A 22556-nucleotide genomic window follows, 5' to 3' on the forward strand; every position below is an offset into this window, starting at 1 on the left:
TATGGAATTAACGACAGAACAACTACAAAGAGTAGAAAGTTATTTAGACAAAAAAGAAATTACGTATATAGATATAAGAACAGAAGTTTTTGATCATATTGTTTCTGATATTGAAACAAAAATGGAGGATAAAAAACTAGATTTTGAAACTGTTTTTTATAATGTAACTGATAAATGGAATATTCATTTAAAACAAGAGTCTAGCTGGATTTTTGGAGTTGCATATTCTCTACCTAAAATTGCATTAGAAAAAGCGAAGAGATCTTTTAAAAAATATTATTTCATTAGTGTTTTGTCATTTATAATTCCCTTGTTCATTTTAACAATAATCGATCTACACTTTACTGAAAGCATAAAAAATGAATTAAACTTATTTTTACAAACAATAACAGTGTTAACTTTTATTGTATTCGGTTTGCTGTTTATTTTAAAATTTAAAGAGAAAACAAAAACTACTTATAGTTTTATTTTAAAAACTCAGAGTTGGAATTTTATTTTTGGCTTTATTATTTTATTCGATTTAGATTATATGAATAAAAATGGGGATTTTCAGGCTTCACAGTTAGCCCTTTTAGTAGCTTTTGTTTTCTCTACATATAGCTATTTCCATTTCTACAAAAAACACAAAGAAGCTATCAAAAAATATAAAATTCTATAGTTTAATGAAACTAACCAACACTCACATAGAAAAACTCTACAAATTCACTAAAAAACATTACGTAGAATATTATGATGTTCAAACGGAATTGGTAGATCATTTGGCAAATGATATAGAAAGTATTTGTACAGAAAACCCGAGGTTAACTTTTGAGCAAGCTAGAGATACATCTTTCAAAAAATTTGGTGTTTTTGGTTTTATGAATGTTGTAGAGAAAAAACAATCTCAAATGACAAAAAAGTACTTTAAAATCATTTTTAAGTTTGCTAAAGAGTGGTTTCAACTTCCTAAAATTGTACTTACAATATTACTTTTTACAGGTTTTTATCAATTACAAAATACTTCAAACGCCTACACAGTATATGTTACTGTTTTTGGGTTTGTTTTTATAGCACAAGTAATTTTAACAATCATCAATGCTAGAACCTTAAAAAAAGAATTTAATTTAACACAGAAAAAATGGTTATTCAAAAACATTATTAATGTTCAGGGATTGATACAAACTGCTTTTATATCGATTTATTCTTTTCAATATTTTTTCCCTAATAATGCAAAAGAATTTTTAGTGATGGCAGATTTTAGAAAAGCTTTTTCGGCATTTTTTATCACATTTATAGTGATTTTCGGCTATATCACTTTAATTGTCATTCCTAAAAAGGCGGAAGAATTGTTAGCAGAAACCTACCCAGAATATAAATTGGTTTAAATTTTCAGGTTGATGAAATTATCAGAAGATCACATAGACGAACTTTATAAATTTACCCAAAAACATTATGTGTATTACTATGATGTACAAACCGAATTGGTAGATCATTTAGCAAATGATATAGAAGAAATTTGGGAAGAAAATTCCAATTTAACTTTTGAAGAAGCACGAAATGTTTCTTTTAAAAAATTCGGTATTTTTGGTTTTTTAGATGTTGTAGAAAGCAGACAAAAAGCAATGAATAAACGCTATTGGAAAATAATTTTACGTTTTGCAAAAGAGTGGTTTACTGTTCCTAAAATAATCATCACATTTTCTGTGTTTCTACTATTTTTTAGTCTTTTACAGATAAAACATTCAGAATATATTTTCTTAGCAACACTTCTTGTTTTACTAACTTTAGAAGGCATCAGTTCGTATAAAGTAAGAAAAGAACACAAGCAAAAAGAGTTGAAAAAAGAAAAAATATTTCTTTTAGAAGAGATGCTTGGTACTACAAAAAACACCTATACAGGTTTTGCTTTTTTCAACTTATTTAACATTGCCAATTTAACAAGGTTCGATTTTAGTCATTTAAATATCTATTGGATTTTTGCAATTTCTATTGTGTTGACTTTATTATGTATTTTATTTTATGTTTCTAATTATATACTTCCTCAAAAATCAGAAGAATTACTACAAGAAACCTACCCGGAATATAAATTATTAAAAAGCGACTAAATAAATTATAGAATACAAATGTCACTTCCACAGCAAGAGAAGTTTCATAAAAAAGGACAAACAAAATGGAGCAATAATATGAGATTTCTACTAAAAGTAGATATGCCAAACTAGATGGAAAAAGAAACACAAAACTTTGCGTCTTTGAGCCTTAGCTAGAAATTATTTAATAATCTGTAACAAAATCCATTTCTAAACTACTTATTATCAATCAAACTAATTACCCAAACTTATGATTTCACATTTTTTAAAGCTAGAATGGAAACAATATTTCCGCTCTTCTCATTGGCAAAAAGGCATTGCATTAAAAATACTTATGGGCTTCTTTGTCTTGTATTTTTTAGTCGCTTTTTTAACAGTAGGAATTGGAGGCTATTATCTTTTAAAGAAAGAATTTCCAGCATCAGATCCTTTACAATTGGTAAACTCTTATTTACTTTTTGCAATTCTTGCAGATTTAATTGTTCGGTATTTAATGCAGAAATTACCTATCATGAATATTAAACCGCTACTTATTTTACCAATTCCAAAAAGTAAGTTGGTACATTACGTTTTAGGGAAGTCTATCTTTTCAGTTTTTAATATATTAAGTCTTTTCTTTTACATTCCGTTCTCAATTATATTAATAAAAGAAGGTTATAATACAGCAGGAGTTTTAGGTTGGCTAGCAACCATGATTTTAATTATTCAATCTTCTAATTTTTTAAATTTTTTAATCAACAAAAACAACAAAGCATTACTAATTATTGGTGCAATATTGGTAAGTTTAATTGGTTTACAGAAGTTCGATATTTTTAATGTAGTTGGTTATGGAGGCGCAATCTTCAACTCAATTTATCAAAACCCAATTTACGCATTGGTTGGCGTTGCAATTTTGGCATTTTTATATCAATTAAATTACAAACAATTACGCAACCAAGTGTATTTAGATGAAGCAGTTGCTACTAAAGTAGAAGAAGCAAAATCTGCAGATTTATCTTTTACTGATAGATTAGGTGATGTTGCTCCGTTTATAAAAAATGATATTCGTTTAATTTGGAGAAACAAAAGAACGAAAACGGTATTTTTAATGTCGTTTTTATTCCTTTTTTACGGAATGATATTCTTTTCAGGAAAAACGTACGCAGATATGCCAGCAATGTTAATTTTTGCATCCCTTTTTATTACGGGAGGTTTTACTTTAAATTACGGCCAATTTATTCCAGCTTGGGACAGCTCGCATTATAAAATGTTAATGAGTCAAAGTTTTAGATACCGTAAGTTTTTAGAATCTAAATGGGTTTTAATGGTTACAATGACTACCATTTTATATGTTTTAAGTTTTCCGTATTTATACTACGGACTAGATATTTTTTTAATGATTACAGCCGGTGCTATTTTTAATATTGGTTTTAACTCACTGTTTTTATTATATGCGGGTTCTTTTAATAGAAAAAGAATAGATTTAACAAAAGGAGGTTTTGGAAACACACAAGGTACAAGCGCCACTCAATTTTTAGTTGTTATACCAATAATGGGCATCCCAATGTTATTATTTTGGGCTTTTAGCACACTAATTAACTTTAACGCAGGTATTATTGCCATTGCATTAGTAGGTATTTTAGGGTTTACTTTAAAAAATTATGTGATGAATTTTATCGAAAAAAAATATATAAAAGACAAATATGTTATGATTAACGCTTTTGGTAAAGAAGCATAATTTAACTTTAAAATATACAAATGATTACAATAGATACAATTACTAAAAAATACGGAAAAACAGAAGTTTTAAATGTAACATCAGTAGAAATACCTACCGGACAAAGCTTTGGTTTAGTAGGCAATAACGGCGCAGGAAAAACAACTTTGTTTAATATACTTTTAGATTTAATTAGACCTACAACAGGGAGTATTACAAACCATAAAATTGTTGTAAACCAAAGTGAAGATTGGAAAAACTTTACAGGTTCTTTTATAGATGAATCTTTTTTAATTGGTTATTTAACTGCAGAAGAATATTTCGATTTTATTGGAGATTTACGCGGCATGAACAAAGCAGATGTAACATCTTTTCTAACTCAGTTTGATGATTTCTTTAACGAAGAAATTATAGGAAAGAAAAAACACCTGAGAGATTTAAGTAAAGGAAACCAGAAAAAAGCCGGAATTGTTGCTGCGTTAATGGGAAATCCTAAAGTTGTAATTCTAGACGAACCTTTTGCTAATTTAGATCCAACCACACAAATAAGATTAAAAACGATTATTAAAAAGTTAACCGAAAACAGAGATATTACCGTTTTAATTTCTAGTCACGATTTAACCCACGTAACCGAAGTTTGTGAGCGAATTGTAGTTTTAGACAAGGGGAATGTGGTAAAAGATATAGAAACATCTACAGAAACTTTAGAGGAATTAGAAAGCTATTTTTCTGTAGAAGCTTAGTATTCTTAATTTATTACTATTTTTACACATCAATTTATACTATTTTCGATAGATTTTAGTTTAAATAAGAGTTTCTTACTTTTAAAATTAGTTGTTTAATCAAGATATATCTGTGTGAATTACACCAAAAAAATAGTTTTAGCAATTGCTGTATTTTCAGTTATAAACTCTTGTAGCACAAGAAAAGATACTGTAATTAGTAGAAACTGGCATGCCTTAAACACAAAGTACAATGTGTTGTTTAATGGTAAAGAAGCTTTTAATAAAGGAGTTGAAGACATTAACGAAGGCTATAAAGATGATTGGTTTACACAAATACCTATAGAACCTATTAAATTTGAAGAAGACAAAGTTACCATACCAAATCTAAATACTGGTATGGGTGCTGGTTTTAATGACGACAACGGAAACGAAGAAGATAAAGCCACCACTCCTTTTGGTATTGCAGAAGAAAAAGCTGTAAAAGCAATCCAAAAACACGGAATGAATATTAAAGATGTAGAGCGCAACAGACAAATTGATGATGCGTATCTATTATTAGGAAAAGCCCGTTATTATGAACAACGTTTTATACCTGCCATAGAAGCATTTAATTATGTAATTGCTACGTATCCGGATGCAGATTTAATTGCAGAAACTAAAATATGGAGAGCAAAAGCAAATATTAGAAATGATAATGAAGAGTTCGCTATTGAATCTCTAAAATTACTTCTTCAGGTAAAAGACACACTAGAAGTAGATTTACCAGAAATAACGAGAGAACAAGGATATACTGCTTTAGCAATGGCCTATATAAAATCTGACAGTATAGATAACGCTAAAAAGTATCTAAATAAAGCTACAGAAACACTAAATAATAGAAACCAAGGTGCTAGAAATCTATTTGTTTTAGGTCAGATTTACAGTTCAGAACATAAAAAAGATTCCGCATCACTTGCATTTCAGAGAATTATCGACTTTAGAAAAGCGCCCTACAAATACAAAATGCATGCCCATATAGAATTGGCAAAAAACTCTACTAGCGACTCTACTTCCAGTGCTATCTTAGAAAAAATTCAAGACTTAATTGAAGAAAGAGAAAACAGACCTTATTTAGATGAATTGTATTATCAAGCTGGTTATTTACACGAGCAAAACGATAGTATAAATTTAGCTGTAGCGTTTTATAATAAATCTCTTAGAGCTGAATCTGACAATGTAAAACAGAAAACATTTACCTACGAAAAATTAGGGAACATCAATTATAAAAATTCAAAATACATCGTTGCAAGTTCTTATTATGATAGTATTATAAACATTGCAGCCGACACTTTAAACTTAAAATTTAGACGTATTAAAAGAAAGCACAAAAACTTAGCTTCTTTAATTAATTTTGAAAATACTGTTGCTAAAAATGATAGTATTTTAAGAATTGTTGCACTTTCTAAGCCCGAACAAGAAGCTTTTTTTCAAAAATACATAGACGATTTAAAAGAGAAAGATGAAGAAGCAGCTCAGTTAAAATTAAATCAGCAAGCCTTTGGCGATACCTTTGGTGGAAACATTTTAAAATCAAACACCAAAGGAAAATGGTATTTCTACAATTCTCAATCGATAAGTTTTGGTAAAACAGAATTTTCAAAAATTTGGGGAAACAGAGCTTTAGAAGATAATTGGAGATGGTCTGGAAAAACAGCTACCAACATTGCAGAAAATGACTCTTTAGTAGTAAATACAAAGAATTTACGTTACGATTTAGCGAGCTACTTAGAAACGGTTCCTACTGAAAAAGAAAAAATAGACACTTTAAATATCAACCGAAATCTAGCTTTATATGAATTGGGTGTTATTTATAAAGAGCAATTTAAAGACACTAAACTAGCCTTAGATAGATTAGAAAGAGTAAATGGTCTAAACCCTAGCAAGGAATTAGTTTTACCAATTAACTGGCATTTATATCAAATTTATAATGAGTTAGGTAGTGCTATAAAAACTAATCAACATAAAAACATCATTCTTACAGACTATCCTACCACTAAGTTTGCACAAATAATAAGAAATCCGAATAAACCTCTTGAAGAAGCCGTTTCTATAAATGAAATAGAAGAGACTTATAAAGAAATCTATTATCTATATAAAGAAGATAAGTTTGAAGAAACCGAAGCCAAAATAAACGAAATGCTTCCAACATTACAAGACTCAAAATTATTGCCAAAATTCGAGCTATTAAAAGCTTACGCTATAGGAAAATACCAAGATATAGAAACTTATAAAATTGCAATGGACTTTGTAGCTGTTAGCTACGGAAATACAGAAGAAGGAAAGAAAGCAAAAGAAATAGTAAAACAATTAAGTAAGTAATATGTTTAGTAATAAAAGTAAAAAACCACAAAATAAAAAAGTTATGGAAAGAAATGTTCTTGCTAAAAATACAAAAATTGTTGGCGACATAAAATCTGATGGTGATTTTAGAATTGATGGAACATTAGAAGGAACATTAGTTACAAAAGGACGAGTTATTATAGGTGCCGATGGTTTTGTTAAAGGAAAAGTAGAATGTACCAATGCAGATATAGAAGGTAAATATTCTGGAAACCTTTTGGTATTAAATACCCTAACCATAAAAACGAACGCAAACATTTCTGGAGAGGTAATAATTGGCAAACTATCTGTAGAACCAGGTGCTACATTTAACGCAACTTGTACTATGAAAGGAGCCGTAAAAGAATTAAATTCTAGTAATGACAAAAAAAACAGATCAGAAAAAACCGCTTAATAAAGCAATAAGACTCTCTGGTGCGGGTTTGCAAATGGGGCTAACTATATATTTAGGTTCATTGTTAGGTAAATGGTTAGATCTAAAATTTAACACTGCTTTTTTAACAGAAGCTATTACATTATTTGCCATCTTTGTAGCAACCTATTCTTTGATAAAACAAGCCAATAAAATTAATGATTAGAATTGTTATTACGTACTGTATTGCCTTAGTTTTACTTTTCGCTATCTGTTATGGTATTCATAGTTTTCTGATAGAAAAAAACCAAGTGATATTACATTTTAAGCTAGTAGAAATATACGAATTTAATGTTGGTTTCTCTGTATTGGTTTGTACTAATTTTGTTGCATTCTCTTTTGTTGATAAATTCAAGAAAAAATTAAGTTATATATATCTTGCCGCTATTCTTATTAAACTAGTACTGTTTAAATTAGCCTTCTACGACACCCTGTTTCTAAAGGAAACACTAACTGTTTCAGAAAAATTATCGTTGCTAATTCCTACCCTTATTTTTTTATCAACAGATGCATTTTTTGTAGCTAAATTACTGAACAAAAAACAATAAAATAAAATAGCTAAAAAAAAGAGTGTAAGTATTTGAATAATTACATACCTTTGCCGCAAATTTAGAAAGCGTATTTTAAAAATGGGTGTTGCACAAAAAACAATCAAATTTCTTACAATAGCTGTAATAGCTCTTATTACAACTACAAGTTTCGCATTTGAATCAGGTAAAAAGACCGACGACCAAAACGACGGAGGACAAGTAAATACCAAAGAAGAGGTAAGAGCTTATATAGAGCATCACCTTAAAGATTCTCATGATTTCGCATTTTACTCTTACACAAATGATGCCAATGAAAGAAAACATGTAGGTTTTCCTCTTCCTGTTATTATTTGGACTACAGAAGGTTTAGTTACTTTTATGTCATCAGAATTTCATCATAATGACGATGGACATGTAATTGTAGAAAAAAACGGATTAAAATTCGCAAAAATACACAGTAAAATTTACGAGCTAGAAAACGGAGCTGCAACAGTTTCTTTTGATGATGCTCATCATGCTACAAACGCTAGTAGAGTTTTAGACTTTTCTATCACTAAATCTGTTGTAGGTATTTTATTTGCAGGATTCTTAATGTTCTTAGGATTCTCTAGATTAGCAAAACAATATAAATCGAGACAAATACCAATAGGATTTAGTCGTGTTTTAGAGCCTTTAGTTTTATACGTTAGAGACGAAATTGCAAGACCAAACATTGGTGAGAAAAAATATAAAAAATTTACAGGCTTTTTATTAACCGTATTTTTCTTTATCTGGATCTTAAACTTATTAGGTTTAACTCCATTTGGATTTAACGTTACGGGTCAAATTGCTGTAACATTAGCATTGGCATTATTTACAATGGTAATCTATTTAGTAAATGGTACCAAAGATTTTTGGATGCACACATTATGGATGCCAGGTGTACCTTATATTTTAAGACCTATATTAGCAGTTATAGAATTAGCTGGTTTTATTTTAATTAAACCATTTTCATTACTTGTACGTTTATTCGCAAACATTACTGCGGGTCACTTTATTGTAATGAGTTTAATTGCATTAATGGTAACAATGAAAGAAGCATTCGGACCTGTAGCATCTACAGGAATGTCTTTAGCATTGGCTTTGTTTATAATGGTTATTGAATTGCTAGTAGCCTTTTTACAAGCATACATTTTTACAATGTTATCATCATTATTTATTGGAATGGCTGTTGAAGAACATGACCACCACTAAAACCTTGGTGCAAACCAAGTATCAAAAAAGAGTATTAGAATTTGTTTAATTAATATATTTAAAAATCAATTAGTATGTACAATTTAATTGGAGCAGGATTAATCGTAATCGGAGGAGGACTTGGATTAGGTCAAATCGGTGGAAAAGCAATGGAAAGTATTGCTCGTCAACCTGAAGCAGCTGGTAAAATTCAAACCGCAATGATCATCATTGGTGCCTTATTAGAAGGATTAGCATTTGGTGCATTAATCTTAGGGAAATAATTTTCTCAAAAAAAAACGAAAACACATTTCTGTAACGGTTGGTTACAGAAAGTGTTTTTAAATTAAACAAAGAACAATATAATTAGTAAATAGAATGGAAACTTTATTAAACGACTTTTCACCAGGCTTATTTGCAATGCAAGTAGTAATCTTAATTATCTTATTAATTTTGATGAAAAAATTTGCTTGGAAGCCAATTCTAAACTCTTTAGAAGAAAGAGAAACAGGTATAGAAGATGCATTAGAAGCTGCAGAAAATGCACGTAAAGAAATGCAAAATCTACAAGCAGATAATGAGAAATTATTAAAAGAAGCTAGAGCAGAAAGAGAAGCAATGATGAAAGATGCTAGAGATATTAGAGATAATATGCTAGCAGAAGCAAAAGAAGATGCAAAAGAAGTTACTTCTAAATTAATAGAAAAAGCACAAGCATCAATTCAGCAAGAAAAGCAAGCTGCTATAGCCGATATTAAGAAAAACGTTGCCGAATTATCTATTGGTATCGCAGAATCAGTAATTAAAAAAGAATTATCTAATAAAAAAGATCAACTAGAATTAGTTGAAGGACTTTTAAAAGATGTTACTTTAAACTAATTTAAGCATGAAAAACGCAAGAGCAGCAATACGTTATGCAAAAGCAATTTTAAATCTTGCTAAAGATTCAAAAGAAGAAACTGCCGTAAATGACGATATGTTATTTATTGCTAGTACAATTTCTGAAAATGAAACTTTTGAAGTAATGCTAAAAAGCCCTATTGTTAAACCATCTGAAAAAACAAAAGTTTTAAAAGCTTTGTTTGAAGGTAAAGTAAACAATATTACACTTGGCTTATTTCATTTATTACAAGATAATAAAAGAATATCAATGCTTCTTAGTATTGCAAAGCAATATGCTATTATTTATGATTTTGATAAGAATATAAAAGTAGCAAAGGTAACTACAGCAGTTCCTTTAACAGAAGAAATAGAAAAGAAAGTTTTAGCTAAAATTGTAGCCATAACAGGAGACAAAGCTAATATAGAGAACGTAGTTAATCCAGCTATTTTAGGAGGATTTATTTTACGTGTGGGAGATGTGCAGTATGATGCAAGTATCTCTAATTATTTATACGAATTGAAAAAGGAATTTGACAACAGTCATTTTATTCCAAAAATTTAATTATACATCAAATTATAAAAGATGGCAAGTATCAAACCAGCTGAAGTATCAGCAATTTTAAAGCAACAGTTAACAAATTTTGAAGCAAAAGCTACTTTAAACGAAGTAGGTACTGTTTTACAAGTAGGAGATGGAATTGCTCGTGTTTACGGTCTTTCTAACGTTCAATATGGTGAATTAGTAGAATTCGATAATGGATTAGAAGGTATTGTATTAAACTTAGAAGAAGACAATGTAGGTGTTGTTTTATTAGGTGCATCAACTTCTATTAGAGAAGGATCTAACGTTAAACGTACAGAACGTATTGCCTCTTTACAAGCAGGTGAAGGCGTTGTAGGACGTGTTGTAGATACTTTAGGAAACCCTATTGATGGTAAAGGACCAATTACAGGTAAAACTTATCAAATGCCTTTAGAGCGTAGAGCTCCTGGAGTTATTTATAGAGAACCAGTAACAGAGCCATTACAAACTGGTATTAAATCTATTGATGCAATGATTCCTGTTGGACGTGGACAACGTGAGTTAATCATTGGAGATAGACAAACTGGTAAATCTACCGTTGCTATTGATACTATTTTAAATCAAAAAGAATTTTTCGATGCTGGTGAACCAGTATATTGTATATATGTAGCTATTGGTCAAAAAGCTTCTACTGTTGCAGCAATTGCTAACATGTTAGAAGAAAAAGGCGCAATGTCTTATACTACAATCGTAGCAGCAAATGCATCAGACCCTGCAGCAATGCAAGTATATGCACCATTTGCTGGAGCTGCAATTGGAGAGTTTTTTAGAGATACTGGTAGACCAGCTTTAATTGTTTTTGATGATTTATCTAAACAAGCAGTTGCATACCGTGAGATTTCTTTATTATTAAGAAGACCTCCAGGACGTGAGGCATATCCTGGTGATGTATTTTACTTACACTCTAGATTATTAGAACGTGCTGCAAAATTAATCAATGATGATAAAATTGCTAGTGAAATGAACGATTTACCAGATTCTTTAAAAGGAATTGTAAAAGGTGGAGGTTCTTTAACTGCATTACCAATTATTGAAACACAAGCAGGAGACGTTTCAGCATATATTCCAACAAACGTAATTTCGATTACAGATGGACAAATTTTCTTAGATGGAGATTTATTTAACTCTGGTGTTCGTCCAGCAATTAACGTAGGTATTTCTGTATCTCGTGTTGGTGGTAACGCTCAGATTAAAGCAATGAAAAAAGTATCTGGTACTTTAAAATTAGATCAAGCTCAATATCGTGAATTAGAAGCGTTTGCAAAGTTTGGTTCTGATTTAGATGCTGCTACAATGAGCGTAATTTCTAAAGGACAACGTAACGTTGAAATTTTAAAACAAGCTCAAAATGATCCTTACTCAGTAGAAGATCAAGTTGCAATTATCTATGCAGGTTCTAAGAACTTATTAAAAGATGTTCCTGTAAACCAAGTTAAGAAATTTGAGAGAGATTATATCGATTACTTAAACTCAAAACATAGAGATACTTTAGATACATTAAAATCTGGTAAATTAACACCAGAGACAATTGCAGTATTAGAAGCAGCAGCTAAAGAAATTTCTACTCATTTCGAATAAAAAATAGTTGTCATTCCCGCGCAAGCGGGAATTTCAAAATTCCAATAGAATGGCAAACTTAAAAGAAATACGTAATAGAATTACCTCTATTAAATCTACAATGCAGATTACATCTGCCATGAAAATGGTATCTGCTGCAAAGTTAAAAAAAGCACAAGATGCAATTACGGCAATGCGTCCATATTCATCTAAACTAACTGAATTGTTGCAAAATTTAAGTGCAACTTTAGATAGTAATGCTGGTGGAGTATATTCAAATCAAAGAGAGGTTTCTAAAGTTTTATTAGTTGTTGTAACTTCTAACAGAGGTTTGTGTGGTGGTTTTAACTCATCAATTACAAAAACAGTTATTAGAACTGTAAAAGAAAAATACAGTAATGTTGATGTAGACCTATTTACCATTGGTAAAAAAGGTGGAGATGTTTTATCTAAACAATATAACATTGCAGAAGCTAATAACGAAATTTACGACGATTTAACTTTTGATAACGTAGCTGAAATTGCTGAAAAGTTAATGCATCTATTTGCAGAGGGTACATATGATAAAATTGAACTTATTTATAATCAATTTAAAAATGCTGCAACTCAAATTCCGCAAGTAGAACAATTTTTACCAATTAAGCCTATTGAAGGTGGTGATGCAGAAGCAGTAAGCTCTGATTATATTTACGAACCTTCTAAAGAACAAATTGTTGAAGCTTTAATACCTAAATCTTTAAAGACTCAGTTATATAAAGCACTTAGAGATAGTTTTGCTTCAGAACACGGTGCTCGTATGACTGCAATGCACAAAGCAACAGACAACGCTACCGATTTAAGAGACGATTTATTGTTAACTTATAACAAAGCTCGTCAGGCAGCAATTACCAACGAAATATTAGAAATTGTTGGTGGTGCGGAAGCATTGAACAATTAGACATTTTAATTATCCTGCGTAAGCAGAAACTTATATAAAAAAGAGCCTATCAAAATTGATAAGCTCTTTTTTTATACCTTGGCATATCGTTTGATTTCTATTACAAAATAAGAATTATGAAAACTTTATCCATTTTGCTACTTATCTTGAGCTTTTCACAATGTGGAAGCACTCAGTTTGAAAAGAATACTCCTTTTATAATTGATTCGGCAAACTATATGACTTGGACTGGAGGACAACCAGGAATTCATGGTATTAATGTTCAAATTCAATTAAAAGAAAAATCGAATATTACATTTGATTCGTTATACTTTAGAAACAAGGCCACAAAAGTCGAAATTAAAGAAGCATCTCTAATTATAGCAAACTATACTAATTCAAAGAATAAAAACTTAGATATTACACTTCATTTAGACCCTAAAAAGGAATTTAGAAATAAACTTCCCATACAAAAAAAGATTCCTTTTGAATTATCAAAAAATGAAGCAGTCCTCACCTATCAACTAAATGGAAAAACAAAATATTATAAAATAAAAGATATTAAAGAAAGGGATACTAAACCTACTCAACAAATACAATAAGATGCAAAAAGATTCTTTAAAAATCACTCAATTATGAGTGGTTTTTATTTTTGGCACGTATTTTGAAATTACGTAAGCATAACAGTAAAATTCAAGCTTATGAAATCAATAAAACTACTTATAACAATAATCATTACCGGAACACTATTAAGTTCTTGTTCTACAGTTGACGATAATTACCAAGTTTCTTTAGAGCAAGTAGTCACAGATTATGATTTATGGTATGTAGATTATCACAGAACAACAGGAAGTGGAGACATCCCTTATGTTTCTAGAGCATTTACTTTATCATTTGTAAATGGAATTTTATACGCAAACAATAATATTGTAGATATTGGAAGAACCGGAAATGGTTTTGGAATTGTTGTTGGAACATACAATACGTATAATGGGGAATTGGAAACAGATCATGATATAGACGGTGCAAACGACTTTGAAGTTACTGTACTTTCTAACAATGAAATAAAATTATATAATTACAGACAGAATGTTACCTATTACTTAATTGGGTATCAGGTAAGTCAATTTGACTATGATAAATTATTTTACGAAAACATAGAATACTTTTTGCAAGAATATATTGCTTGGGAAAAAATAAGTACAAAAGGAGGCTTAACAAATGCCTTTGATAATGAAAATTATTTAGCATTTACACCCAAAAATATAACAACATTTTATAGTTCTCAAGAAGGAGTTGGCACAAAAGTTGATTATAGTATTTGGGATTACGTTGGTGCATATGAAATCTTTGATATCAATGGATTTGAAGACATAAAGGATTTAACATTATATTATGACAACGGAGATACAGAAGAGTTTAAGTTGGACGTTATTAATGATAGAACGATAGCACTTTATAATTATGAATCAGGAAAAACTTACGAGTTTTCTGGAATAGGTTATTTAGAATTTAAGAAAAGTGAAAATTCTAAAACAAGTGCAAAAGATATTGTAAGGAATGATGGTAGAAAACGTACTAAGGTAATAAGAGAAACAAAAGAAAGAAGAAATTTAAAATAAAGTTTGGTTAGTTGATTTTTGATTGGAGTAGTTACCAATTGAAAGATAAACCGTCCTGTGGAGGACGGTTTTTTCTTTGTTTATAATTTGATAAAAATTAAACCCTAAAACTCTGACTATCAAAATATGTTTTCTTAATTTTATAGAACAATTTTACGGATTGAATTAGATTACTGCTACCGCAGGAATAATAGAAAAAAGACAAATGAAACAAACAGCATTTATAACCGGAGCTACTTCTGGAATTGGAAAAGCAACAGCAGAAATTTTCGCAAAAAATAACATCCGTTTAATTCTTTGCGGAAGAAGAGCAGAACGATTATCAGCACTTAAAGAAACTTTAAGTAAACTTACAGAAGTAACCACTTTACAATTTGATATTTCTAAAAGAGAAGAAGTTGCAACAGCCATAAATTCATTACCCGAAAACTTTAAACAAATTGATATATTAATAAATAATGCAGGGAATGCACATGGTTTGTCTAGCATACAAGATGGCGATATAGATGATTGGGATGCTATGTTAGATATTAACGTAAAAGGCTTGTTATACGTTTCCAAAGCTATCATTCCGCAGATGACAAAAAGAAACAATGGTTTTATTGTAAATATTGGCTCTATAGCCGCAAAAGATGTCTATCCTAACGGAAATGTGTATTGTGCTTCTAAACACGCTGTAGATGCTTTAAATAAGGCAATGAGAATCGATTTAAATAAACATAACATTCGTGTGTCTGCAATTCATCCTGGAGCGGTAGAAACTGAGTTTTCAGATGTTCGTTTTAAAGGTGATATAGAAAAGGCAAAATCTGTGTATGCTGGTTATAAAGCTTTACAAGCGGATGATATTGCAGATATTATTTATTTTGTAATTTCTAGACCGTATCATGTTAATATAGAAGATTTAGTAGTGTACCCAACAGCGCAAGCAACACCAACAATTTTAAATAGAGATTAAAATGCCAAAATCAGAAATTATAATTGGGTGTATGTCTTGGGGGAAATGGGGAAAACAATTTTCTACTAAAAAACAAATTGAGATGATTCAATTCTGCGTAGAAAACGGTAATGCAACATTCGATCATGCAGATATTTATGGGGATTATTCTACAGAGGCTGAATTTGGAAAAGCGTTTGTAGAAACTGGCATTCCGCGTGAAGAAATTCAGTTAATATCTAAATGTGGTATCCAACTTGTTGGAGAAGCAAGAGATAATACATTAAAACATTATAATTATTCGAAAGAATATATTATTTGGAGTGTAGAATCTACTTTAAAAAACTTAAAAACAGATTATCTTGATACTTTTTTACTGCACAGACCAAGTCCGCTTATGCAACCTGACGAAATTGCAGAAGCCATTACAGCATTGCAAGAAAGTGGAAAAATAATCAATTTTGGAGTTTCAAACTTTACGCCTTCTCAAGTTGATTTAATTGCTGATAAAATTCCTGTTTCTGTAAATCAGATAGAATTTTCATTAACATATCATAATGCAATGCAAAATGGCATTTTAGATCAAATGCTACAAAAAAGTATGCAACCAATGTGTTGGAGTCCTTTAGGAAGTGTTTTTAGAGAAAAAACAGCACAAACAGAAAGAGTAAAAGCAGTTTTAAAAACATTAGTAGCAAAATACATGGTTTCTGAAGATGTGTTATTATTGGCATGGATTTTAAAACATCCTTCAAAAATATCTCCTGTGATTGGAACCACAAATAAAGAACGAATTTTAAACGCAAATAAAGCTTTAGAAATTAATTTAGAGCGACAAGATTGGTTTCTACTTTTAGAGGCTAGCCAAGGAGAAGAAATGCCATAAAATGATAAACAAAAGACTTTTAATCAAAAACCTACTTTCTCACAACGATGAGAATAGTTTTTATGATAAAAAGCAAAAATTATCATTAAGTGCAAAAGATGGAAAAGCAAAGTTTTTAAAACATATTTGTGCACTTTCTAATTCCAATCCACAAAATAATTCTTACATCGTTATTGGTGTAGAAGATGAAGAAAACAAAATTATTGGTGTCGATTTTTATGATGATAGCAAGATTCAGAATTTGGTAAATGCTTATTTAAAAAATCCTCCAAAAATTGAATATGAAAATGTTCCTTTTCCTAGCTTACAGCGTCACAAAGTTATTGGTTTGGTTACCATTCATCCGAATAATAAAATTACATCACTTTTAAAAAATACTTGGAAATATAGAAAAGGAACTACTTTTTATAGAAGAGGAAGTAACTCTATACCTTCTTCCGGAAATTTTGAATTGCGAAATACCAACAAAGATATTGTTGAGGCAATAGAGAAAAATGCACGTAACAATATAGAACTAACCTTAGATGGTGTTTTCGATTTCATCAACAATCATAAATCAGTCTACAACCCACAATATAAAGTTTTTAATGAGCAATTTGTGCTGTGTTGGGCAGGAGAAAAAAAGCTTATAAACGATGAAGTTTATTTTTCTAGAGTAGATATCGAATTAATTAACGAGCAAGTAAAGTTGTTTTTTTCGGCTTTAGATGATGTACAAATTAGTTATAATCAGCACTCTTTTATTATTACTGAATACATCTATTTAGGATTAGAAAAGCAGGAAGAATTGTATCCTTTAGAGAAAACAATTATCCATTTTAAAGAAAACGGGCAGCATGACATTGTAAAAGAATTCTTGTTTGTTCCTCCAAAATTTGATGTAAACATTATACATCACATTTACAATGATTGCAATGCTATTGTAAAAAAAATTGAAAACAACATCCCTCTTTCTGTAATTGAAGATGCGGATGTGTTACGTTTACCTACCAATTATTTAATCTGTTATTTACACGGTTATATAGACGTCTCTAAACAGTTAAAGAAGGTAAAAACCTACCTAAAAGATTTAAAAGATAAAACAACGTATATAAAGTATAAGGAAGCTATGCGTGTAATTAGAAAAGTGCAGTATCATTAAATAAAAAAGAGGTCGTCTAAAAAAGTGTTTTTTTTGTCAGTAAAACAACGTTTAATACTTTTAAGACAACCTCTTCTTGCAAAGGGATATTAAAATTTATAGGCTACTTTCTGGACTTCCGTTTCTTCATTTTTTTATCTTCTAATTTCTTTAAAATTTTCTCTTGTTTTTTCTCGTTTAATTCTGCTTTTGTGAGCTTTTTTCTCAATACAGCCATGATATTATTATTTTAAATTTATATATAAAAAAAACAGTATCGTAAACTCTAAATGGAAACATTATTACATATGCGAGTAAAGCCATTCAATTTGTTATTTTGAATATCTTCTATAAGAAATAATGAAATAGAGTTGTGTAGGCACACTCGAAATGCCTAATTAAGACACAAAGATAATTTTACGTTTTCTATACATTGCAAAAGAAAAAGAAGCACAAACAAAGCCATGGACGAGAGTCTCATAAAAGCCTTGTAGATATTTTCTTTTTATTGATTTCATTGCAGTATTAAAATAAAATATTGATTATCTATCAAAGATAACTTTAAGATTTCGACTTTCCAAATTTACATGCATCGTTTAATTAAAACGTATTCTGGATTTGAGAAATATTAAACAAAATTCAATTTAGAAAATGATTTATTTAAAATAGCAACATCATCTACTTGCAGCCATTTGTCTAAAATTGTTGCGTAAATCTCTCTAAAATCTATTTCATATTTAAGGTTTCCGTTTTTATCTAAATCGCCTAAATTTGGTAAATTATTATACAAACCTTGTTTCTTTAAGTTTTTTCCCATCACAAAAACATTGTTGGCTGTTCCGTGATCTGTTCCTTTAGATTCGTTTTGTTTTACACGTCTTCCAAATTCTGAAAACGTAAGAATTAACACATCCTCAAAAGTGTTGTTTTTTTGTAGATCGTTGATAAAAACTTCCATACTTTCTGCATATACTTTTAGTAATCTTTCTTGTGTACCAGCTTGGTTTGCGTGTGTATCAAAACCACTTAAACCGGCATAATATACTTGTGTTTCTAAACCAGAATTTATAAATTGAGAAATAGTATTAAGCTGTTTTCCAAATATATTTTTTGGGTATTCTACAGACGTACTTTTGGTGTTGCTTTTTTCGTAAATGTGTTTTGCAGATGATTTTGCATCAATCATGGTATTGTACAAATACCCTAAATTATGTTCACTTAAATGGGCTTCATTATAATTGGTTACCACGTTGTTAAAAAACGGAGCTCGCATAGAATTGTAAAACATTTTTGGATCTGTAATTGCCAATCCATTTTGAGTTTTTCCTTTCATCATTAAAGACAAACTTTCATCAACTTCAATGGCAGCATATGGATTCCCTTTGGTGTAATCTAAATAACGACCTACCCAACCATTTTGTAAATATTCATTGCTATCACTAGCTGTTTGCCAAATATCGGTAGATCTAAAATGTGATAAATTAGGATTCGGATAGCCCACATTATTTATAATACTTACAAAACCTTTGTTATACAAATCTTCTAATGGTTTTAGACTTTTATGAAGTCCAACCTCATCAGAAATTTTAAATACATCGTTTTGTTTTATAGCGATGTTATTTCTTTGTTGATAATAAATATCGTTGTTAAAAGGAACCACCGTATTTAAGCCATCATTACCTCCTTTTAACTGAATAATTACTACTTTTTTATGGCTAAATGTTTTCACAGGAAGCTGTTCAAATGCTTTTAAAAATTGAGGCACAAAAAACATACCTGAAGCAAAAGTTGTCTGTTTTAAAAAATCTCTACGTTTCATGTGGTTAATAATTTAGCAAAGTTGATATTCAGGTAAACTCATTAATTGCACAACAAAATCTCTTTTAGAAAGTTGCTGATTTCTTTCTAACATTTCTTCGGTTCCACTATTTATTTTCGATGTAATTATTTGATGTACCAGTTCCTTATTAGATTCCTTTTTATAATTTTCTTCAAAAGAACTCCAATCTGCAGAAACTTTTATGAAAGCTTTTCTTCGTAATTTTCTTTTCTTAAAATCGGTAATCATGGTTTCTTCATCACCTATTTCTGAATACGCAATTTCTGCATTGTTTAACAACACAGAGGGCAAACGCAAACGGGTAACAATGGTATTGCTGTCAATCCAGTTTCTACCTGTTTTCCAACCAGCAACATTTGGCGGACTCAATAATATTTGTCCTAATAAGCGTTGTAGTAATAAAACTTGTCTCGGTTTTTCTATTTTATAAGGTACAATTGTGTTTATACCAACTAAAAATTCAATAGGCGATTTTATTTTCGTTCCAATATTTTCATCAGCATAAAACCAATTAGAAAGCAAAACAAAACGCATTAAATTTTCTATATCATAATCTTTATAGAACACCTCTACCATCTCATCTACATGGTTATTATTAATGCTTTCATTAACAAAATAGCTGTAAATTTTTTCTGATATAAAACGTGCACATTGTTTTTTTTCTAGAATGATATCTACAATATCATCACCCTTAAAATGGCCCAATTTACCAAAGAATATCTTTTCTTCATCATCATGTTGTCCTTGTTTAAAGTTGAATTGTCCTTTAAAATTATGATTATATCCTGTAAATGATCTTGCAGACTCTTTTATGTCTTGTTCTGTATAATGATCTTGTCCTAAGGTAAAAAGCTCCATTAATTCGCGTGCAAAATTCTCATTCGGACTTTTTTTCTTGTTCTGTTTATTGTTTAAATAAGAAAGCATAGCGGCTTCTTTAGAAACCGATTTTGTGAAATTTCTAAAATCTCCCAAAGCATTTTCACGCAACATATTATTGTAACTCTGTACAAATAATATGTTTTTATTTTCACACACAAAATGATTCGCCCAAAACAAGGTCATCTTTTCACGTAAAATTTCTGAAGGATTATTTAAGCGTTCAAACCAAGCGGTAGAAAGTTCTTGTACTTTTTTCCTGCTAATTTTTTGAAGTTCTCTACGTTTGTTTTTATCCTTGGCATCTTTAAAAGAAATACCTTTTAAAAAAGAAGTATCTACCGATAAAATTGTTGTTTTCTTTGAAGAAGTAAATAATTCGTTCACAACGTTTTTTTTACTTTTCTTAGATAAACGAGCCAATTCTTTTGGTATAATACCAAAACCAACTCTGTTATATAAATGTTGTATATGTGCTGATTTCATAAACCTTAGACTGTAGAATTTAAAGATAGTTTAAATCTTATCGTTTGATAGCTTAAAAGAAAAGTATGAATGGTGGGAGATTAGGAATATGGTTCGTTTAACTATAATGATAAGGTGAGTTTTAATTCATTTTATCAGAAGTTAAACGAAGTTAGCTGTTTTTTTTGAGAAAGTCAAGTTTTAAAATGCTTCTGTAAAAGAGAAAAACCAACTCAAATGAGTTGGTTTCAAATATATTTAAGGCTCTAAAAACAAGTTCGGAATAACAATTATAAATCAAACTTTATACCTTGTGCTAAAGGCAATTCATCAGAATAATTAATGGTATTTGTTTGTCTTCGCATATAGACTTTCCAAGCATCAGAACCAGACTCTCTACCTCCACCAGTTTCTTTTTCACCACCAAAAGCGCCTCCAATTTCTGCACCAGAAGTTCCTATATTTACGTTTGCAATTCCACAATCTGAACCTGCATAAGACAAGAATTTCTCTGCTTCTTTTAATTCATTCGTCATAATTGCAGATGATAAACCTTGGGCAACTCCATTTTGTTTTTCGATAGCATTTTCTACCTCTCCAGCATATTTCATCAAATATAAAATAGGTGCAAAAGTTTCATGTTGTACAATTTCAAAATGATTTTCTGCTTCTATAATTGCTGGTTTTACATAACAACCAGATTCATATCCTTCGCCTTCTAAAACACCACCTTCTACTAAAACATTTCCTCCTTCTGCTTTTGCTTTTTCAATTGCAGCTAAATAGGTGTTTACAGCATCTTTATCGATTAACGGACCAACATGTTTGGTTTCGTCTAACGGATTTCCTATTTTAATTTGTTTGTAAGCACCAACAATGGCATCTCTTACTTTATCATACACAGTTTCGTGAATAATTAACCTTCTTGTAGATGTACAACGTTGTCCGCAAGTACCAACAGCACCAAAAACAGCACCAGGAACCACTACTTTTAAATCCGCCGTAGGCGTAATAATAATGGCATTATTTCCGCCTAATTCTAATAGAGATTTACCGAAACGTTGGGCAACCGTTGCTCCTACAATTCGTCCCATTCTGGTAGAACCAGTAGCAGAAATTAATGGAATACAAGAATCTGTAGTCATCATCTCTCCTACCTTATAATCGCCATTAACTATACAAGAAATTCCTTCTGGTAAATTATTTTCTTTTAAAATTTCTGCAATAATATTTTGGCAAGCTACTGTACATAAAGGTGCTTTTTCAGATCCTTTCCAAACACAAACATCACCACAAATCCAAGCTAAAGCGGTGTTCCAAGCCCAAACTGCAACCGGAAAATTAAATGCAGAGATTATACCAACAACACCTATTGGGTGCCATTGTTCTCTCATTACATGACCTGGTCTTTCAGACGGAATGGTTTGTCCGTTTAATTGACGAGATAAACCAACAGCAAAATCGCAGATATCAATCATTTCTTGTACTTCTCCATACCCTTCTTGTAAAGATTTTCCCATTTCATAAGAAACTAACTTTCCTAAAGGTTCTTTTAAATCTCTTAATTTATTACCAAACTGACGTACAATTTCTCCTCTTTGTGGAGCAGGCATATTTCTAAAAGATAAAAAAGCTTCGGCAGCAGTTTCCATTACTTTTTCGTAATCTTCTTTTGTAGTCGTTTTTACTTTTCCTATTAATTTTCCATCAACAGGAGAGTAACTTTCTATTAACTCACCATTAGAAAAATTATTAGATCCTGTAGAAGTTCCGTTATTTATAGCTTTTAAACCTAGTTTTTGTAAAGCTTCTTTAATTCCAAAGTCTGTCATTTTGCTATTCCGTTTTT

The 22556-nt window shown here is 30.3% G+C and carries 23 protein-coding genes; 20 read left to right on the plus strand and 3 right to left on the minus strand.

Annotated features, from left to right (window positions below; translation table 11 throughout):
- Position 1 precedes the first annotated feature (1 nt).
- The 20 genes from WHD08_RS11045 (at position 2) to WHD08_RS11135 (ending at position 17544) form a co-directional block, all read left to right on the plus strand.
- Positions 2–658: a hypothetical protein gene (locus WHD08_RS11045; protein ID WP_208890797.1), complete on the plus strand. Its 657-nt coding sequence runs from the start codon at positions 2–4 to the stop codon at positions 656–658.
- 4 nt (positions 659–662) lie between these two features.
- Positions 663–1364: a hypothetical protein gene (locus WHD08_RS11050; protein ID WP_208890796.1), complete on the plus strand. Its 702-nt coding sequence runs from the start codon at positions 663–665 to the stop codon at positions 1362–1364.
- Between the two features lie 12 nt (positions 1365–1376).
- A complete protein-coding gene (locus tag WHD08_RS11055; protein WP_208890795.1) occupies positions 1377–2084 on the plus strand; it encodes a hypothetical protein in 708 nt (235 codons plus the stop codon).
- A gap of 232 nt (positions 2085–2316) precedes the next feature.
- Positions 2317–3783: a DUF5687 family protein gene (locus tag WHD08_RS11060; protein WP_208890794.1), complete on the plus strand. Its 1467-nt coding sequence runs from the start codon at positions 2317–2319 to the stop codon at positions 3781–3783.
- Positions 3784–3803: 20 nt separating this feature from the next.
- Positions 3804–4505: an ABC transporter ATP-binding protein gene (locus tag WHD08_RS11065; RefSeq protein WP_208890793.1), complete on the plus strand. Its 702-nt coding sequence runs from the start codon at positions 3804–3806 to the stop codon at positions 4503–4505.
- A 114-nt stretch (positions 4506–4619) separates the two neighbouring features.
- A complete protein-coding gene (locus WHD08_RS11070) occupies positions 4620–6845 on the plus strand; it encodes a tetratricopeptide repeat protein (RefSeq protein WP_208890792.1) in 2226 nt (741 codons plus the stop codon).
- 1 nt (position 6846) lies between these two features.
- Positions 6847–7260 (plus strand): bactofilin family protein, encoded by a 414-nt coding sequence (locus WHD08_RS11075; RefSeq protein ID WP_165731536.1) that lies wholly within the window; start codon positions 6847–6849, stop codon positions 7258–7260.
- On the plus strand, positions 7226–7444 hold the full coding sequence (locus WHD08_RS11080) for an AtpZ/AtpI family protein (RefSeq protein ID WP_208890791.1): 219 nt from the start codon (positions 7226–7228) through the stop codon (positions 7442–7444). The genes WHD08_RS11075 and WHD08_RS11080 overlap by 35 nt, the downstream gene beginning before the upstream one ends.
- Entirely contained in the window at positions 7437–7826 is a 390-nt protein-coding gene (locus tag WHD08_RS18635) for a DUF6168 family protein (protein ID WP_367889102.1), read from the plus strand. The genes WHD08_RS11080 and WHD08_RS18635 overlap by 8 nt, the downstream gene beginning before the upstream one ends.
- Before the next feature lie 81 nt (positions 7827–7907).
- Positions 7908–9041 (plus strand): F0F1 ATP synthase subunit A, encoded by a 1134-nt coding sequence (gene atpB, locus WHD08_RS11085; protein ID WP_208890790.1) that lies wholly within the window; start codon positions 7908–7910, stop codon positions 9039–9041.
- Between the two features lie 74 nt (positions 9042–9115).
- A complete protein-coding gene (atpE, locus tag WHD08_RS11090) occupies positions 9116–9304 on the plus strand; it encodes an ATP synthase F0 subunit C (RefSeq protein WP_068447578.1) in 189 nt (62 codons plus the stop codon).
- 94 nt (positions 9305–9398) lie between these two features.
- Complete coding sequence (locus WHD08_RS11095) at positions 9399–9899, plus strand: F0F1 ATP synthase subunit B (protein ID WP_165731533.1); 501 nt, start codon at positions 9399–9401, stop codon at positions 9897–9899.
- 7 nt (positions 9900–9906) lie between these two features.
- Positions 9907–10464 carry an ATP synthase F1 subunit delta gene (atpH, locus tag WHD08_RS11100; RefSeq protein WP_208890789.1) on the plus strand — a complete coding sequence of 186 codons (558 nt, stop codon included), beginning with the start codon at positions 9907–9909 and terminating at the stop codon, positions 10462–10464.
- A 21-nt stretch (positions 10465–10485) separates the two neighbouring features.
- A complete protein-coding gene (gene atpA, locus WHD08_RS11105; RefSeq protein WP_208890788.1) occupies positions 10486–12063 on the plus strand; it encodes a F0F1 ATP synthase subunit alpha in 1578 nt (525 codons plus the stop codon).
- 49 nt (positions 12064–12112) lie between these two features.
- Positions 12113–12979, plus strand: coding sequence for an ATP synthase F1 subunit gamma (gene atpG, locus WHD08_RS11110; protein WP_208890787.1), 867 nt, complete (start codon positions 12113–12115; stop codon positions 12977–12979).
- Positions 12980–13095: 116 nt separating this feature from the next.
- A complete protein-coding gene (locus WHD08_RS11115) occupies positions 13096–13560 on the plus strand; it encodes a hypothetical protein (protein ID WP_165731529.1) in 465 nt (154 codons plus the stop codon).
- 99 nt (positions 13561–13659) lie between these two features.
- On the plus strand, positions 13660–14580 hold the full coding sequence (locus tag WHD08_RS11120; protein WP_165731528.1) for a hypothetical protein: 921 nt from the start codon (positions 13660–13662) through the stop codon (positions 14578–14580).
- A gap of 205 nt (positions 14581–14785) precedes the next feature.
- The gene (locus WHD08_RS11125) at positions 14786–15538 is read left to right on the plus strand and encodes an SDR family NAD(P)-dependent oxidoreductase (protein WP_165731527.1); all 753 of its coding nucleotides are present in this window, start codon (positions 14786–14788) and stop codon (positions 15536–15538) included.
- A 1-nt stretch (position 15539) separates the two neighbouring features.
- The gene (locus WHD08_RS11130) at positions 15540–16403 is read left to right on the plus strand and encodes an aldo/keto reductase (RefSeq protein WP_208890786.1); all 864 of its coding nucleotides are present in this window, start codon (positions 15540–15542) and stop codon (positions 16401–16403) included.
- 1 nt (position 16404) lies between these two features.
- Positions 16405–17544, plus strand: a complete 1140-nt coding sequence (locus tag WHD08_RS11135) for an ATP-binding protein (protein ID WP_208890785.1) — start codon at positions 16405–16407, stop codon at positions 17542–17544.
- A 607-nt stretch (positions 17545–18151) separates the two neighbouring features.
- Here the strand turns inward: WHD08_RS11135 and WHD08_RS11140 are convergent.
- The 3 genes from WHD08_RS11140 to WHD08_RS11150 form a co-directional block, all read right to left on the minus strand.
- The gene (locus tag WHD08_RS11140) at positions 18152–19342 is read right to left on the minus strand and encodes a DUF1501 domain-containing protein (protein WP_208890784.1); all 1191 of its coding nucleotides are present in this window, start codon (positions 19340–19342) and stop codon (positions 18152–18154) included.
- A 12-nt stretch (positions 19343–19354) separates the two neighbouring features.
- Positions 19355–20728 (minus strand): DUF1800 domain-containing protein, encoded by a 1374-nt coding sequence (locus tag WHD08_RS11145; protein ID WP_208890783.1) that lies wholly within the window; start codon positions 20726–20728, stop codon positions 19355–19357.
- Between the two features lie 269 nt (positions 20729–20997).
- The gene (locus WHD08_RS11150; protein ID WP_208890782.1) at positions 20998–22539 is read right to left on the minus strand and encodes an aldehyde dehydrogenase family protein; all 1542 of its coding nucleotides are present in this window, start codon (positions 22537–22539) and stop codon (positions 20998–21000) included.
- Between the last annotated feature and the right edge of the window lie 17 nt (positions 22540–22556).

This window comes from Polaribacter sejongensis (assembly GCF_038024065.1).
Classification (GTDB): Bacteria; Bacteroidota; Bacteroidia; order Flavobacteriales; family Flavobacteriaceae; genus Polaribacter; species Polaribacter sejongensis.

Excerpts from the sequence above, each read along its gene's own strand:
- WHD08_RS11095 (WP_165731533.1), top strand. The coding sequence starts at position 9,399 with ATGGAAACTTTATTAAACGACTTTTCACCAGGCTTATTTGCAATGCAA.
- WHD08_RS11140 (WP_208890784.1), bottom strand. The coding sequence starts at position 19,342 with ATGAAACGTAGAGATTTTTTAAAACAGACAACTTTTGCTTCAGGTATG.
- WHD08_RS11120 (WP_165731528.1), top strand. The coding sequence starts at position 13,660 with ATGAAATCAATAAAACTACTTATAACAATAATCATTACCGGAACACTA.
- WHD08_RS11135 (WP_208890785.1), top strand. The coding sequence starts at position 16,405 with ATGATAAACAAAAGACTTTTAATCAAAAACCTACTTTCTCACAACGAT.
- WHD08_RS11045 (WP_208890797.1), top strand. The coding sequence starts at position 2 with ATGGAATTAACGACAGAACAACTACAAAGAGTAGAAAGTTATTTAGAC.
- WHD08_RS11150 (WP_208890782.1), bottom strand. The coding sequence starts at position 22,539 with ATGACAGACTTTGGAATTAAAGAAGCTTTACAAAAACTAGGTTTAAAA.
- WHD08_RS11060 (WP_208890794.1), top strand. The coding sequence starts at position 2,317 with ATGATTTCACATTTTTTAAAGCTAGAATGGAAACAATATTTCCGCTCT.
- WHD08_RS11055 (WP_208890795.1), top strand. The coding sequence starts at position 1,377 with ATGAAATTATCAGAAGATCACATAGACGAACTTTATAAATTTACCCAA.
- atpB (WP_208890790.1), top strand. The coding sequence starts at position 7,908 with ATGGGTGTTGCACAAAAAACAATCAAATTTCTTACAATAGCTGTAATA.
- WHD08_RS11125 (WP_165731527.1), top strand. The coding sequence starts at position 14,786 with ATGAAACAAACAGCATTTATAACCGGAGCTACTTCTGGAATTGGAAAA.
- WHD08_RS11050 (WP_208890796.1), top strand. The coding sequence starts at position 663 with ATGAAACTAACCAACACTCACATAGAAAAACTCTACAAATTCACTAAA.
- WHD08_RS11115 (WP_165731529.1), top strand. The coding sequence starts at position 13,096 with ATGAAAACTTTATCCATTTTGCTACTTATCTTGAGCTTTTCACAATGT.
- atpH (WP_208890789.1), top strand. The coding sequence starts at position 9,907 with ATGAAAAACGCAAGAGCAGCAATACGTTATGCAAAAGCAATTTTAAAT.
- WHD08_RS11075 (WP_165731536.1), top strand. The coding sequence starts at position 6,847 with ATGTTTAGTAATAAAAGTAAAAAACCACAAAATAAAAAAGTTATGGAA.
- WHD08_RS11065 (WP_208890793.1), top strand. The coding sequence starts at position 3,804 with ATGATTACAATAGATACAATTACTAAAAAATACGGAAAAACAGAAGTT.
- WHD08_RS11130 (WP_208890786.1), top strand. The coding sequence starts at position 15,540 with ATGCCAAAATCAGAAATTATAATTGGGTGTATGTCTTGGGGGAAATGG.
- atpA (WP_208890788.1), top strand. The coding sequence starts at position 10,486 with ATGGCAAGTATCAAACCAGCTGAAGTATCAGCAATTTTAAAGCAACAG.
- WHD08_RS11080 (WP_208890791.1), top strand. The coding sequence starts at position 7,226 with ATGACAAAAAAAACAGATCAGAAAAAACCGCTTAATAAAGCAATAAGA.
- WHD08_RS11145 (WP_208890783.1), bottom strand. The coding sequence starts at position 20,728 with ATGAAATCAGCACATATACAACATTTATATAACAGAGTTGGTTTTGGT.
- atpG (WP_208890787.1), top strand. The coding sequence starts at position 12,113 with ATGGCAAACTTAAAAGAAATACGTAATAGAATTACCTCTATTAAATCT.
- atpE (WP_068447578.1), top strand. The coding sequence starts at position 9,116 with ATGTACAATTTAATTGGAGCAGGATTAATCGTAATCGGAGGAGGACTT.
- WHD08_RS18635 (WP_367889102.1), top strand. The coding sequence starts at position 7,437 with ATGATTAGAATTGTTATTACGTACTGTATTGCCTTAGTTTTACTTTTC.